Raw genomic sequence first — 14,308 nt, forward strand, 5'->3', positions numbered from 1 at the left:
TATCCGGCCGCCATCGCGCAAGTTGTTTTTGCGCGGACTGTTCCTGTCTGCCGCAACTCTGCCTTTCGGGCGATGACGAAACGGCACTTATGGGGCAGCACCGATGAAAATCGAAAGAAAATTTACACAGGCTGGCCAGGACGCGTACGCGGATCTGGATTTCATCACCACCACCTCGGAGATCCGGAACCCGGATGGCACCGTTGTGTTCAAGCTCGACGAGGTCGAAGTGCCCCGAAGCTGGAGCCAGGTCGCCAGCGACGTGATCGCGCAGAAATATTTCCGCAAGGCCGGTGTGCCGACCAAGATCAAGCGCGTCGCCGAAGATGGTGTGCCGGAGTTCCTGTGGCGGTCCGCCCCTGCCGACGACAATCCCGAGTTTACCGGCGAAACTTCGTCCAAACAGGTGTTCGATCGCCTGGCAGGCGCCTGGGCCTATTGGGGCTGGAAGGGCGGCTATTTCTCGACCGAGGAAGACGCGCGGGCTTATTTCGATGAAATGCGCTACATGCTGGCCACGCAGCGCGCCGCGCCCAACAGCCCGCAATGGTTCAACACCGGCCTGCATTGGGCCTATGGTATCGACGGGCCCAGCCAGGGCCATTACTACGTCGATTTCGAAACCGGCGAACTGACGAAATCAACCAGCGCCTACGAACATCCCCAGCCCCATGCCTGCTTCATCCAGTCGGTCGCCGACGACCTGGTGGGCGATGGCGGCATCATGGACCTGTGGGTGCGCGAGGCGCGGTTGTTCAAATACGGTTCGGGCACGGGCACCAACTTTTCCTCGCTGCGCGCCGAGGGCGAAAAGCTTTCGGGCGGGGGCAAGTCGTCGGGCCTGATGGGCTTTCTCAAGATCGGGGATCGCGCGGCAGGCGCGATCAAGTCGGGCGGCACGACACGCCGGGCTGCCAAGATGGTAATCTGCGATGTCGATCACCCCGATATCGCGGAGTTCGTGAACTGGAAGGTCAAGGAAGAACAGAAGGTCGCCAGCATCGTCGCCGGCTCGAAGATGCACGAGCAAAAGCTCAACGATATCTTCGCCGCGATCCGCGCCTGGGATGGCAGCACCGAGGACGCGGTGGACCCGAGCCGGAACGAGCAGCTGAAATCGGCCATTCGCGGTGCGAAAAAGGCCGCAATTCCCGAAACCTATGTCAAGCGCGTGCTGGATTACGCGCGCCAGGGCTATGACAGCATCGAATTCCCGACCTATGACACCGACTGGGATTCCGAAGCCTATGCCAGCGTTTCGGGCCAGAACTCGAACAACTCGGTCCGGGTGACCGACGCGTTCCTCAAGGCGATCGAGAATGACGCCGAGTGGGAATTGCTGCGCCGCACCGACGGCAGCGTGGCCAGAACCGTCAAGGCCCGCGAATTGTGGGAAGATATCGGCCACGCCGCCTGGGCCTGTGCCGATCCGGGCATCCAGTATCACGACACGGTCAACGACTGGCACACCTGCCCCGAAGACGGGCAGATCCGTGGCTCGAACCCCTGTTCGGAATACATGTTCCTCGATGACACGGCCTGCAACCTCGCCTCGATGAACCTGCTGACCTTCTTCAAGGACGGGCAGTTCCAGGCCGAGGATTACATGCACGCCATCCGTCTTTGGACGCTGACGCTGGAAATCAGCGTGACGATGGCGCAATTCCCGTCGAAAGAGATCGCGCAACTGAGCTACGAGTTCCGCACGCTGGGCCTGGGTTATGCCAATATCGGCGGGCTTTTGATGAACATGGGGCTGGGATATGACAGCGACGAGGGCCGCGCACTGACCGGGGCTCTGACCGCGATCATGACCGGGACAGCCTATGCCACCAGCGCCGAAATCGCCGGCGAGCTGGGCGCTTTCGCGGGCTACAATCGCAACCGCAAGCACATGCTGCGCGTCATCCGCAACCATCGCAACGCGGCCTATGGCGCCACCGAGGGCTACGAGGGGCTGGCAACCACGCCGGTACCGCTGGATCATGGCAATTGCCCCGATGCGCGTCTGGTCGAGTTGGCCAAATCGTCCTGGGACGAGGCGCTGCGGCTGGGCGAAAAGAATGGCTATCGCAACGCGCAAGCCACGGTCATCGCGCCCACCGGGACGATCGGGCTGGTGATGGATTGCGATACCACCGGCATCGAGCCCGATTTCGCGCTGGTCAAATTCAAGAAACTGGCGGGCGGCGGCTATTTCAAGATCATCAACCAGTCGGTGCCCGCCGCGCTGGAAAAGCTGGGCTATGGCAGCGCGCAGATCGAGGAAATCATCGCCTACGCCGTGGGCCATGGCAGCCTGGGCCAGGCGCCGGCGATCAATCACAGCACGCTTGTGGCCCATGGTTTCGGCCCCAACGAGCTGGACAAGATCGAACGCTCGCTCGGCTCGGCCTTCGACATCCGTTTTGTGTTCAACCAGTGGACCCTGGGCGAGGAGTTCTGCACCAACGTGCTGGGCATCCCGCCCGAAAAGCTGAACGACCCGACCTTTGATCTGCTGCGCCAGCTCGGCTTTAGCAAGGCCGATATCGAGGCCGCCAACGATCATGTGTGCGGGACCATGACGCTGGAAGGCGCGCCGCATCTCGACCCGGCGCATTACCACGTCTTCGACTGCGCCAACCCCTGCGGCAAGAAGGGCAAGCGCTACCTGTCGGTCAACAGCCATATCGACATGATGGCCGCGGCACAGCCCTTCATCTCGGGGGCGATCTCGAAAACGATCAACATGCCCAACGATGCCACGATCGAGGATTGCCAGCGCGCCTATGAACGCAGCTGGAAGATGGGCATCAAGGCCAACGCGCTGTACCGCGATGGCTCGAAACTGTCGCAGCCGCTGGCCGCCGCGCTGGTCGAGGATGACGACGAGGCCGCCGAGGTTCTGGAAACCGGCAGCGCCCAGGAAAAGGCCGCCGTTCTGGCCGAAAAGATCGTCGAGAAGGTCGTGGTCAAGGAAATCGTCCGCAGCCACCGCGAGAAGATGCCCGAACGGCGCAAGGGCTACACCCAGAAGGCCGTCGTGGGCGGGCACAAGGTGTATCTGCGCACCGGCGAATACCAGGACGGCTCCCTGGGCGAAATCTTCATCGACATGCACAAGGAAGGCGCGGGCTTCCGGGCGATGATGAACAATTTCGCCATCGCCGTGTCGGTGGGCCTGCAATATGGCGTGCCGCTGGAAGAGTTCGTCGATGCCTTCACCTTTACCAAGTTCGAACCGGCCGGGATCGTGCAGGGCAACGACTCGATCAAGAATGCCACCTCGATCCTCGACTACATCTTCCGCGAACTGGCGGTCAGCTATCTCGACCGTACCGACCTGGCCCATGTAAAGCCCGAGGGCGCATCGTTCGACGATCTGGGCCGTGGCGAGGAAGAAGGCGTGTCCAACCTGCGCGAACTGAGCGAAAGCGCGGCCTCCAGGTCGTTGGAGGTGCTGAAGCAAATCAGCTCGACCGGATATCTGCGCAAGCGTCTGCCGCAAGAGCTGGTGGTGCTGAATGGCGGGCAGGGGCTGGCCACCGGCACCGATCCGGTGACGACGCTCAACACGCTTGTGCCGGAAACCTCGGGCGGCACCGCCACGATGGCGGCGGCCTCGACCACCACGACGACAGTGGCCAGCGGCTCGGTTTCGATGGATGCGCGCACCAAGGCCAAGATGCAGGGTTTCGAGGGAGAGGCCTGCGGCGATTGCGGCAACTACACGCTGGTGCGCAACGGCACGTGCATGAAGTGCAACACCTGCGGCGCGACGAGCGGGTGTAGCTGACCGAACACGGGGCGGGTGCGCTCGCCCCGCGTGGATCAGGCCGCAGGCAGAAATGGTACCGAGCGGTTAACAGAGTGAGCCTGATCGACGAAACTCCGGGGGCGCTTTCATGCGCCCCCTTTTTCTTTGCGCCATGCGAAAACTTGGGTGAATCCGCCGTTCTTCGCGCGTGCTCTGCATGGTCTACGCCCGTCGGTGTGACCCGGCGAAAAAAATCACGCGACGCTGAAACTGGTGCTTGACGGGGGCGGGCGGGGCGCGTAAATCCGCCCTCACGCGCGGTTGTAGCTCAGATGGTTAGAGTACCGGCCTGTCACGCCGGGGGTCGCGGGTTCGAGCCCCGTCAACCGCGCCACTATCTCCCTTTAGGCAATACGTTTCGCCCGGACTGTGCGGAACTGCGCGAATTTCGCGCGGTTTCCCGAAGGGGGCGCGATTGGGCGGAAAGACCTTCATTTTGGTTATTGACGCCCCCCCGTGCATCGCCTATCCCACCCCTCACGCGGTTGTAGCTCAGATGGTTAGAGTACCGGCCTGTCACGCCGGGGGTCGCGGGTTCGAGCCCCGTCAACCGCGCCATCTTTCCCCGAACGACAGGTGACACATGAAAGCGCTGGACAGCATTTCCTGGGTCACGATCGTCGCCTTGTGCGTGCTGCTGGGCGGAGCCCCCTTCGTGCCCGAACCGCACCTGCTGGAAAAGCTGCGCATGTTGGTCCAGGGCACGCTGAGCCAGCCAATCGACATCTTCGACCTGCTGATGCATGGCGCACCGTTCTTGCTGCTTTTCGCCAAAATCGCCCGCAGCATGTCACGCTGAGGCCAGATTCTTTGGGGATTCTCGCCCCACGAAATGCGCGCTATGCTGCGCGACAACGAGGCAGTGAACGAAAGCGGTAACGATGCAGTCCAAGGTTGCGGTTCTCACGACGGTGCGGGACGACGATTTTTTCCTGAAGAAATGGGTGAACTATTACGGCGGTTTTTTTGGTCGCGAGGCGCTGTATGTCATCAATCATGGCAACCAGCCCGCCGTGCGCGAGATCGCCGCGGGCTGCAACCTGTTTCCGATTCCCGACACCGACACCAAGAATTTCAACATCCGGCGCTGGCGCACGCAGAACAACCTGATGGCCGGGCTGCGGCAATGGTATACTCATGTGATCGTCTGCGACGTGGACGAGTTCATCGTGGTCGATCCGGACTCCGGGCATGACCTTGGCTCGTGGTTGATGGACGTGGCAAAGCCCGGCGCGGTGCGCACGGCCCTGGGGCTTGAGATCTTGCACCTGCGCGACCGCGAGCCCGAGGGGGTAGAACAGTCGATCCTGGGGCCACGGCGCCACGCCCAGTTGAACCCGTGGTATTCGAAACCCTGCATCATCTCGCGCCCGGCCAAGCTGTCGCGCGGCGGGCACTATGCCACCTGGGACAAGCTGGATGCGCCCGATTTCCTGTATCTGTTCCACATGAAGTTCTGCGATTTCGACCAGTATGTGGACATGCTGAACCGGCGCCGCGACATGGTAAAGGCCGCCGGGCTGACCGAGATGAAAGAGAAACGCACCAAGGCCGTCTGGTTCGAGGAAGAGCGTGACGACGCCGCGGTATTCGCGCCCTTCATGGAGCGCGAGGTGGACGAAAGCTGGGATTTCGCGCCCTTCCGCAAGCATATGCGAAAGTCGTTCAAGCACCGCAACAACGAGCTGTACCATTTCAAGCGGGTGGGTTCGGACAAGCTGTTCAAGCTGCCCGAGCGGTTTTCCGGTATCGTCTGACAGGCGGCAATGCGGCCGCGTTGCCCAAGACCACAAGATGCGCGGGCGCAACCCCGTGAAAGGTCGCGCCCTTGCTGCGCCACGCGTCAGTCGGTCGTGACGCCGCACCAATCAGCGATGAAAAGCGCGGTGGTCTGGGTCACGCGACGCATGCTTTCCAGGTCGACCCGTTCATTGAAGCCGTGGATGTTCTCGGCCTTGGGGCCATAGACCAAGGCGGGCGTATCGGCATAAAGCCCGAAAAAGCGGGCATCGGTCGTGCCGGTGCTGGATTTCGTTTCCAGCGCGGTGCCGGTGACAAGGCCATGCGCCGTTTCCAGCGCGCCGATGGCCTGCGCCGCGGCCTGGCTGCTATCTTCGCTCAGCGCATAACCTTCGGCTGCAAAGCCGTTATAGACCACCTCGGGGCTGTTGTTGCGCAGGAACGCGTTTTTCTGCGCGGCGTCTTGCAGCGTGGTTTCGATCTCGTCGCGCAGATCTTGCAGATCCTGATCGGGATACAACCCCATCCGCACGTCGAAGACGCACCAGGCCGGCACCGAACTGGCCCAGTCGCCGCCTTCGATCTTGCCGACATTGAGGTTGAGCGGGTGGTGCACATCGGCGTATTGCGGATGCTTGCGGTCATCGGCGTTCCACCGTTCTTCAAGCTCGTGCAGCGCCGCGATAAGCGGAATGGCAGCGTCGATCGCATTGGAACCCGTGCTGGCATAGGCCACGTGGGCAGGCAGCCCGCGCAGGCGCACCTGGAACCACAGAACGCCAAGCTGCGCCGTGACCAGCCCCTCGGCCAGCGGCTCGGGGATAAGCGCCGCGTCGGCGCGATAGCCGCGTTGCAGGCAGGCCAACGCGCCGTTGCCTGTGCATTCTTCCTCGACCACCGATTGGAAATGAATGTCGGCGGCAGGTGTCAGCCCGGCGTGGCGCAACGCGTCGAGCGCGAAAAGGTTGCTGGCCAGTCCCGCCTTCATATCACCGGCACCGCGCCCATACATCCAGCCATCATCGACACGGGGGGCATAAGGCGGGGTGTCCCACATGTCGGTCGGGCCCTCGGGCACCACGTCTATATGCCCGTTCAGGATCAGCGACCGGCCTTTCGTGGTTGTGGCGCGGTGGGTGCCCACCACGTTCACCGCGTCGTCGTAATTTCCGATCACGGGCGAAAAACCGGGCATGTCGCGAATGTCGGCCACGTCGACCTGCCAGCGGTCAACCTCCATCCCGCGGGCGGCCAGTTCCCTGGCCATCAGGTTCTGCGCGGATTGTTCATTGCCACGGGTCGACGGGTGGGCCGTCAGCTCGGACAGGAACGCGACCTGGTCGTCCAACAAGGTGTCGACCGCGTGCAGGATCCTGGTTTTCAGTTCACGTTCCATCTGCTTTCCCCTCAGAATGTCGGTATGTCGCCCTCGGGCAGGTGCAGTGCTGCGCCCGTGGCCTTTTTAACTTGCGCCACCGTGACGCTCCGGGCCAGTTCGCGCAAGGCAAAGCCGGCCGGTGTCACGTCGATTACCGCCATGTCCGTGAAAATACGGTCGACGCATCCCGCCGCGGTCAATGGCAGGGTGCAGCGCGTCAGCAATTTCGGGTTGCCCGCCCGGTCGGTATGGGTGGTCAGTACCACGACGCGGCGGGCCTTTTGCGCCAGTTCCATGCCGCCGCCCGCACCGGGCGAGAATTTGCCGGGGATCTTCCAATTTGCAAGGTCGCCGTTCTCCGCCACCTCGAATGCACCCAGCATCGTCAGGTCCAGCCGCCCTGACCGCACCATCGCAAAACTGGTTGCGCTGTCGAAATAGGCGCTCCCCGGAATGGGTGAGACATAAGCCCCGCCGGCGTCGATCAGGTTCCGGTCGGCGGCGTCGAAGGGCAGGGTGGGGCCGATGCCTGTCATGCCGTTCTCGGTATGCAGGCAGACGGGAAAATCGGGGCCAAGGTGGTTGACCACCTGCGTCGGCAGGCCGATCCCCAGGTTCACGGTCATGCCCGGCGCGATGTCGCGGGCGGCGCGGGCGATCAGGCGGAGTTTAGCGTCGGACAACGGCGTATTCCTCGGACAGTTCGGGGATGTGAACGACATGATCGACAAAGGGGCCGGGGGTGTGAACGTGGTCGGGCGCCAGTGCGCCAAGCGCGACCAGCTTCTCGGTCTCGACGATCACGGTCTTGGCGGCCATCGCCATCAGCGGAGAGAAATTGCGCGCCGTGGCGGCATAGCAAAGGTTGCCGAACGGGTCGGCCTGCGCCGCGTGAAGCACCGCAACATCGGCGCGCAGGGCGGTTTCGATCATTGCCGTTTCGCCGTTTACCTCGACCCGCGGCTTGCCCGCGCCCATCTCGGTGTCGATGCCGATATCGGTGACGATCGCCTTGAGCCCGGCACCGCCGGCCCGGATGCGTTCGGCCAACATGCCTTGCGCGCAGAACTCCACCTCGATCTCGCCGGCGTTCATCATGCGAATGGCGTTCGCGTTCAGCCCCAGGTGGGTCGTGATCAGCCGCCGCACGCAACCCGCGACCAGCAGGTGGTCGACGCCCATCCCGGTTTCATTGGCGTCATTCTTTATGATCGTCAGGTCGCGTTTGTTCTGGCGCACAAGTTCACGGATCATCAGGAACGGCGTGCCCGGAACGCCGAAGCCGCCCAGCATCACCGTGGCCCCATCAGGGATCGCGGCGATGGCGGATTCCATCGTGGTTGTCTTGTCAGGCAGTTTCATGCCGTCTCCGTCAGTTGAGTGAATTGCGCGCCTTCCAGCGACAGTTGCACCGCGTCATCATGGGGAGCCATGCCAAGCCGATCGTAAAAGGCCAGCGCGGTTTCATTGCTTCGTGCCGCCGACAGGATCAGGAAGCGCGCATCCCATTCATCCCGCGCGGCACGGCCTGCCGCGGCCAGCAGGGCCCGGCCCAACCCGGTGCCCCGCGCATTGGCACCTACGAACAGATCCTGGACATAGAGGCCCATTTCACCACGTAGCGACGAATAATACGGGAAAAACAAAACCATGCCCGACGCAGTTGATCCGTTTTCCGCGATAAGAACACGGAATCGGGCAAAGTCGCGGCGCAGGGTATCGGCCGAGCCGCGATGCTGGCCCAAGTCACCCACGTGGCCCGACAGCGCCCGTGTCATCGCGGCGATGGTCGCGGCATCTTCTGGCGTGGCGGGCCGGATCATGCGGCGCTGCGCTCCAGCCCGGATTCGGCCGCGAACTCATCCAGCGAGGCAATCAACAGTTCCATAAGCTCATCCACTTGCGCCTGGGTGGAGATCATCGGCGGACAAACAAGGAAGTGATCGCCCGAAAGCCCCCCCCGCGTTCGGCGCGAATAGATGATCAACCCCTTTTCATAGGCGATATCGACCAGCCGGGAATGGGCATTCAGTCCGGTGGGCAGTGGCTCTTTCGTCACCCGGTCAGACATGATTTCGAAGGCCAGCAACAACCCCTTGCCGCGCACGTCGCCGATGAAGGGAAACCGGTTCATCAGCGCGGACAGCCGTGATTTGAGGTAATCGCCCGTCCGGGCGGCGTTGTCGATCAGCCCCGCGCGGTGGATCTCGTCGATCACGGCGGCGCCCGCGGCACAGGCCAGCGGGTTGCCCGCATAGGTGTGACCATGCGCAAAGCCGCCGGCATCCAGCACCGTTTCGACAATGTCATCGCGCGCGATCATCGCGCCAAGCGGCACGTAGCCGCCGCCGAACCCCTTGGAGATCGAAATAAGGTCAGGCGCCGTGCCCCAATGATCCGCGCCCCAGAATCGCCCGGTGCGTCCGCCGCCCGACATCACCTCGTCATGGATCAAAAGCACACCGTAAGTATCGCAAATCTGGCGTATTCTTTGCATGTAACCGTCAGGCGGCACCAGCGCCCCGGTCGAGGCGCCGCCCACTGGCTCGACGATGAATGCCAGTACGGTTTCGGGCCCTTCATCCAGGATTTTCTGTTCCAGCATGTCGGCGTAATGATGGCCAGTGGCCGGGTCGTCAGCGTCAAGCCCGTCAAGATAGGCGCGCGGAGCGGGGATTTTCGGCATCCTTTGCATCATCGGGTCAAACGGTGTCGAGAGCGGCGCATAGCCCGTTACCGCCAGCGCCCCCAGCGTGCTGCCGTGGTACGAGGGCATCCGTGAAATCACCTTGAACCGCTGCGCCTGGCCCTTGGCCAGCGCATATTGCCGCGCCAGTTTCAGCGTGCTTTCCACTGCTTCCGAGCCGCCCGAGACGAAGAACACCCGGTTCATGCCATCGGGGCACAGCGCGGCGGTTTTCTCGGCCAGCAATTCGGATGCGTCGGTCTGGAAATGCAGCCGGTAGCCAAAGGTCGATTTTTCCATCTGCTGGCGCATCGCGTCCAGGACGGCGGGGTTGGAATGGCCGATATTGCTGACCATCGCTCCGCTGGAGCCGTCGATATACCGCTTGCCCGATTGGTCCCACATGTAGATCCCCTCGGCGCGGTCAAGCGCGGGGCGGGGCAGGCGGGATTGGTAGAAAAGTTTGCTGGCCATCTGTCTGGTTCCTGTCAGGGGTGTGGAAAACCCTTGCACGGGTCTGTCATTCGTTCAAATTGATAAATGGAATGAACGACATTGATGAAAATAATGCCACCCCCTCGGGTGAGCGCTTCGTCAGCCAGCTTGACTGGAACCTTCTGCGCAGTTTCGTGGTGATCGTCGAGGCTGGAAGCATCACCACCGCCGCGCGGCGCTTGCTGCGCGGGCAACCGGCTGTCAGCCTGGCGCTGAAGCGGTTGGAAGAGGCGCTGGATACCCGGTTGATCGAGCGGGGCCATGGCCAGTTCGCCCTGACCGAGGCAGGGCGCGCGCTGTACCAGGAATGTGCCGATCTTTACGGCGGCGTCGCGCGGTTACCCGACCTGGCGGCGCGGGCCGAGGTCGAGGTGTCGGGCCAGGTTTCGATCGCGCTGGCCAGCCACGTGGTCACGCCGCTTCTGGATGACCTGCTGGCCAGAACTCATGCCGATCATCCGCGGGTGCGTTTTCGCCTGCGCACCGCCACCAGCGCCGAGGTTGCCCGCGCGGTGCAGGATCGTACCGCCAGCTTCGGCATTTGTCTTGCGAACCGGCAGAACCCCGACCTTGATTACGCGGTTCTATACCGCGAATTCTTCGGGTTCTATTGCGGGCCGGACCATCCGTTGTTCGGCCGGGCGGGTCTGACGCTCGATGATTTGCGCGGCCGCGATGCCGTGGCCTTTGAAACCGATGATTTGAACGATGCGTTGCGGCCGGTTGCGCTGTTGCGTCGGCAAAGCGCGCTGGACCAGACGGTGGTAGGCCGCTCCAGCCAGCTTGAAGAGGTGCGGCGCATGATCCTGTGCGGGCTTGGCATTGGCGCGCTGCCAGTTCATGTCGCCGCGCGCGACGTGGCCGACGGGTTGCTGTGGCGCCTGCCGCCCTATGACGATCCGCCTGCGGTCGATATCTTTCTTGTCGCCAATCCGCGCAAGCGGTTGAACCGCGCCGAGGCGTTGATGATCGACGACCTGCGACGGTCAATCGCCACCATGCCGCTTGGCGCGCGCACCTATCCAGGCGGCTGACGCGTGCCAAGCGCCGGCCGGGCAGGCGCGCAGCCAGCCCGAAAGCGGTCTCGGGCTGATTGCGCTACGCCAGCTTTCCCAGCATCCGCGCCCAGCTGCGGATGCCCTTGTGAAAGCTGTCGATGTCGTATTTCTCGTTGGGGGAGTGGATGTTGTCGTCATCCTTGGCAAAGCCGGTCAGCAACGCGTCTATCCCCAGGATCGCCTTGAAATGCCCGGCGATGGGGATCGAGCCGCCACAGCCGATGAAAGCCGCCTCTTCGCCCCATTCCTCGGTCAAGGCGTCGCGGGTCTGTTCGAAAAGCGGGTGGTCGGTGACCATGCGGCTGCCGCCCGCGCCACCGGACAGCTTGAACTCGGCGGTGCAGTCGGCGGGCAGTTGCGCGGTGATCCAGTCGCGGAAATTCTGCCGGATCGCCTGCGGGTCCTGGTCGCCCACGAGCCGGAAACTGACCTTTGCATGGGCTTCGGCCGGCAGCACGGTCTTGAACCCCGCGCCGGTATAGCCACCCCAGATGCCGTTTATCTCGGCCGTCGGGCGTGACCAGATCATTTCCAGCGGTGTGCGGTCCTGTTCGCCGGCGGGCACCGACAGGTTCACATCGCCCAGGAAGGTGGCGTGATCGAACCCGAGTGCCGCCCATTGCTCGGCTATCTCGGGGTCGAGATCGGGAACACCGTCATAGAAATGCGGGATGGTGACCCGTCCCGTGTCGTCATGCATCCCGCCCAGGATACGGGTCAGTACGCGAATGGGGTTCATCGCCACGCCGCCATACATACCCGAATGCAAATCGCGGCTGGCGGCATGAATGGTGACTTCCTCGGCCACCATGCCGCGCAGCATGGTCATGATCGCGGGCGTTTTCGACTGGAACAGCCCCGTGTCACAAATCAGTGCCAGGTCGGCGCGCAGCTCGTCGGCGTTTTCCTTGAGAAACGGCACCAGCGAGGGCGAGCTCGATTCCTCTTCGCCTTCGAACAGGATGGTCAGGCGGCAGGGCAGGTCGCCATTCACGGCCTTCCACGCGCGGCACGCCTCTACAAAGGTCATCAGCTGGCCCTTGTCGTCGCTGGCGCCGCGGGCGCGGATCGTCTTGCCGTGGGGCCCGTCGACAACCGCCGGGTCGAACGGATCGCTTTCCCAAAGCGCCAGGGGGTCGACCGGCTGCACGTCGTAATGGCCATAAAACAGCAGGTGCGGGGCGTCTGCCGGCCCGTCCATGTGCCCGACCACCATCGGGTGCCCCGGCGTCGGGCGCACGGCGGCATCCAGCCCGATGCCGCGCAGGTCGGCCGCCAGCCATTCCGCCGCGCGCTGGCAGTCATCGGCAAAGGCGGGGTCGGTCGAGATCGAGCGGATGCGCAAAAGATCCTGCAGGCGGGCAATGGCGTTGGGCAGATCGGCGTCGATGTGGCTGAGCACGGCGTCTTGTGTCATCTCGGTGTCCTGTCTCTTTTTGGTCGCACCCTTTGTGGGCAGTTCCGGCGCAAGGTGCAACAGCGCGCCGGCCGCGATCAGCGGCCACGGGTGTGGTAATGCGGTGCCGGGCGTTTGTCACGTCCGCCCCTTCGGTTGGTCTTGCCGGGCAATGCCGGCCGGGGCCTTGGAACTCGTGCCGCTCCACCCCATTTCCGGGGCGTCGGCGGCGCTGGCCGTGCAACGGGCGGTACATGCTGGTGGTTCGCCGTTTCGGCGGATGAAAAACGCTGGAATTCGTCGTTTTCTTGACCTGAATCATGTCAGCCCTTGCGCGTCAAAATGTAACCTGTGCAAGAATGCGTGTGAAACCTAATGTTATTCACGAATGCGAATACGGCAGTCGGCAGGCTGCCCGGGCGCGATACGAACAGGACCAAAAGGGGATGCGCGTGGACTATAACGCTCAGCTTGATCAAGCCATCAACCGTCTGCACCAAGAAGGCCGCTATCGCACCTTCATCGATATAGAACGCGAAAAGGGTAATTTTCCCCATGCGGTCTGGCATCGCCCGGACGGCGAAAAGCAGCCCGTGACGATCTGGTGCGGCAACGATTACCTGGGCATGGGCCAGAACCCCGAGGTGCTGTCGGCCATGGCCGAGGCGCTTGACGCAACAGGCGCGGGTTCGGGCGGGACGCGCAACATTTCGGGCACGACCGTCTATCACAAGCGGCTCGAGGCCGAACTGGCCGACCTGCATGGCAAGGAAGCCGCGCTGCTGTTCACCAGCGCCTATATCGCAAATGACGCGACCTTGAGCACGCTGCCCAAGCTGTTTCCCGGCCTTATCATCTATTCGGACGCGTTGAACCACGCCTCGATGATCGAAGGTGTTCGCCGCAATGGCGGGGCCAAGCGCATCTTCCGCCACAATGACGTGGCGCATCTGCGCGAGTTGCTGGCCGCCGACGACCCCGCCGCGCCCAAGCTGATCGCCTTTGAATCGGTCTATTCGATGGATGGCGATTTCGGCCCGATCGAGGCGATCTGCGATATCGCCGATGAATTCGGTGCGATGACCTATATCGACGAGGTGCACGCCGTGGGGATGTATGGCCACCGTGGCGGTGGCGTGACCGAGCGTGACCGCCTGGCCCATCGCATCGACATCATCAACGGTACCCTTGCAAAGGCCTATGGCGTGATGGGCGGCTATATCGCGGCAAGCGCGAAAATGTGCGACGCCATACGCTCTTACGCGCCGGGGTTCATCTTTACCACCTCGCTGCCGCCCAGCGTGGCGGCCGGGGCCGCGGCCTCTGTCGCCTTCCTGAAAACCGACGCGGGCCGCGAATTGCGGGCGCGCCACCAGGAACAGGCCAAGGTGCTGAAACTGCGGCTCAAGGGGATGGGCCTGCCGATCATCGACCATGGCAGCCATATAGTGCCGGTCATCGTCGGCGACCCGGTGCACACCAAGCAGCTGTCCGACATGCTGCTTGAGCAGTTCGGCATCTACGTGCAGCCCATCAACTTTCCCACCGTGCCGCGCGGCACCGAGCGTCTGCGGTTCACCCCGTCGCCGGTGCACGGGCCGGGCGAGATTGCCAAATTGGTGGGCGCGATGGATGAATTGTGGAGCCATTGTGCGCTGAATCGTGCCGAAATGAGCGCCTGACCGGCAGACGGTTATAATCTTTCTTGCGTCATGGTAGCTTGGCATTAAGAAATAAGACGACTCGAATCCGGGGA

General features: G+C 63.0%; 11 protein-coding genes and 2 tRNA genes. 7 read left to right on the forward strand and 6 right to left on the reverse strand.

Annotated features, from left to right (window positions below; translation table 11 throughout):
• Positions 1-103 precede the first annotated feature (103 nt).
• From M8744_RS03240 to M8744_RS03260, 5 genes are all read left to right on the forward strand, one after another.
• Entirely contained in the window at positions 104-3,778 is a 3,675-nt protein-coding gene (locus M8744_RS03240) for a vitamin B12-dependent ribonucleotide reductase (RefSeq protein WP_251409301.1), read from the forward strand.
• A gap of 278 nt (positions 3,779-4,056) precedes the next feature.
• Positions 4,057-4,133, forward strand: a tRNA-Asp gene (locus M8744_RS03245).
• A 147-nt stretch (positions 4,134-4,280) separates the two neighbouring features.
• Positions 4,281-4,357: transfer RNA gene (locus tag M8744_RS03250), tRNA-Asp, on the forward strand.
• A gap of 25 nt (positions 4,358-4,382) precedes the next feature.
• Entirely contained in the window at positions 4,383-4,598 is a 216-nt protein-coding gene (locus M8744_RS03255) for an RND transporter (RefSeq protein ID WP_251409304.1), read from the forward strand.
• 82 nt (positions 4,599-4,680) lie between these two features.
• Positions 4,681-5,556, forward strand: coding sequence for a glycosyltransferase family 2 protein (locus M8744_RS03260; protein WP_251409306.1), 876 nt, complete (start codon positions 4,681-4,683; stop codon positions 5,554-5,556).
• A gap of 86 nt (positions 5,557-5,642) precedes the next feature.
• Here M8744_RS03260 and M8744_RS03265 read toward each other — a convergent pair whose 3' ends face one another.
• The 5 genes from M8744_RS03265 to M8744_RS03285 are packed head-to-tail and all read right to left on the reverse strand — an operon-like array spanning position 5,643 to position 10,077.
• On the reverse strand, positions 5,643-6,935 hold the full coding sequence (locus M8744_RS03265; RefSeq protein ID WP_251409310.1) for an ArgE/DapE family deacylase: 1,293 nt from the start codon (positions 6,933-6,935) through the stop codon (positions 5,643-5,645).
• 11 nt (positions 6,936-6,946) lie between these two features.
• Positions 6,947-7,600, reverse strand: coding sequence for a 3-oxoacid CoA-transferase subunit B (locus M8744_RS03270; RefSeq protein ID WP_251409313.1), 654 nt, complete (start codon positions 7,598-7,600; stop codon positions 6,947-6,949).
• Positions 7,587-8,279 (reverse strand): CoA transferase subunit A, encoded by a 693-nt coding sequence (locus M8744_RS03275; RefSeq protein WP_251409316.1) that lies wholly within the window; start codon positions 8,277-8,279, stop codon positions 7,587-7,589. The genes M8744_RS03270 and M8744_RS03275 overlap by 14 nt, the downstream gene beginning before the upstream one ends.
• Entirely contained in the window at positions 8,276-8,740 is a 465-nt protein-coding gene (locus M8744_RS03280; RefSeq protein ID WP_251409320.1) for a GNAT family N-acetyltransferase, read from the reverse strand. The genes M8744_RS03275 and M8744_RS03280 overlap by 4 nt, the downstream gene beginning before the upstream one ends.
• Positions 8,737-10,077: an aminotransferase family protein gene (locus M8744_RS03285; RefSeq protein WP_251409323.1), complete on the reverse strand. Its 1,341-nt coding sequence runs from the start codon at positions 10,075-10,077 to the stop codon at positions 8,737-8,739. The genes M8744_RS03280 and M8744_RS03285 overlap by 4 nt, the downstream gene beginning before the upstream one ends.
• 71 nt (positions 10,078-10,148) lie before the next feature.
• Between M8744_RS03285 and M8744_RS03290 the strand changes: the two genes are divergently transcribed.
• Entirely contained in the window at positions 10,149-11,132 is a 984-nt protein-coding gene (locus M8744_RS03290) for a LysR family transcriptional regulator (RefSeq protein ID WP_251409326.1), read from the forward strand.
• A 64-nt stretch (positions 11,133-11,196) separates the two neighbouring features.
• Here M8744_RS03290 and M8744_RS03295 read toward each other — a convergent pair whose 3' ends face one another.
• Entirely contained in the window at positions 11,197-12,573 is a 1,377-nt protein-coding gene (locus M8744_RS03295; protein WP_251409329.1) for a M20/M25/M40 family metallo-hydrolase, read from the reverse strand.
• 431 nt (positions 12,574-13,004) lie between these two features.
• Between M8744_RS03295 and hemA the strand changes: the two genes are divergently transcribed.
• A complete protein-coding gene (gene hemA, locus M8744_RS03300) occupies positions 13,005-14,234 on the forward strand; it encodes a 5-aminolevulinate synthase (protein ID WP_251409332.1) in 1,230 nt (409 codons plus the stop codon).
• Positions 14,235-14,308: the final 74 nt, after the last annotated feature.

Source organism: Lutimaribacter degradans (assembly GCF_023703375.1).
GTDB lineage: Bacteria > Pseudomonadota > Alphaproteobacteria > Rhodobacterales > Rhodobacteraceae > Lutimaribacter > Lutimaribacter degradans.

Bases quoted from the DNA above. Each gene is read 5' to 3' on its own strand.
- M8744_RS03275 (WP_251409316.1), bottom strand. From the start codon at position 8,279: ATGAAACTGCCTGACAAGACAACCACGATGGAATCCGCCATCGCCGCG.
- M8744_RS03240 (WP_251409301.1), top strand. From the start codon at position 104: ATGAAAATCGAAAGAAAATTTACACAGGCTGGCCAGGACGCGTACGCG.
- M8744_RS03260 (WP_251409306.1), top strand. From the start codon at position 4,681: ATGCAGTCCAAGGTTGCGGTTCTCACGACGGTGCGGGACGACGATTTT.
- M8744_RS03290 (WP_251409326.1), top strand. From the start codon at position 10,149: ATGAACGACATTGATGAAAATAATGCCACCCCCTCGGGTGAGCGCTTC.
- M8744_RS03280 (WP_251409320.1), bottom strand. From the start codon at position 8,740: ATGATCCGGCCCGCCACGCCAGAAGATGCCGCGACCATCGCCGCGATG.
- M8744_RS03265 (WP_251409310.1), bottom strand. From the start codon at position 6,935: ATGGAACGTGAACTGAAAACCAGGATCCTGCACGCGGTCGACACCTTG.
- M8744_RS03295 (WP_251409329.1), bottom strand. From the start codon at position 12,573: ATGACACAAGACGCCGTGCTCAGCCACATCGACGCCGATCTGCCCAAC.
- M8744_RS03255 (WP_251409304.1), top strand. From the start codon at position 4,383: ATGAAAGCGCTGGACAGCATTTCCTGGGTCACGATCGTCGCCTTGTGC.
- M8744_RS03285 (WP_251409323.1), bottom strand. From the start codon at position 10,077: ATGGCCAGCAAACTTTTCTACCAATCCCGCCTGCCCCGCCCCGCGCTT.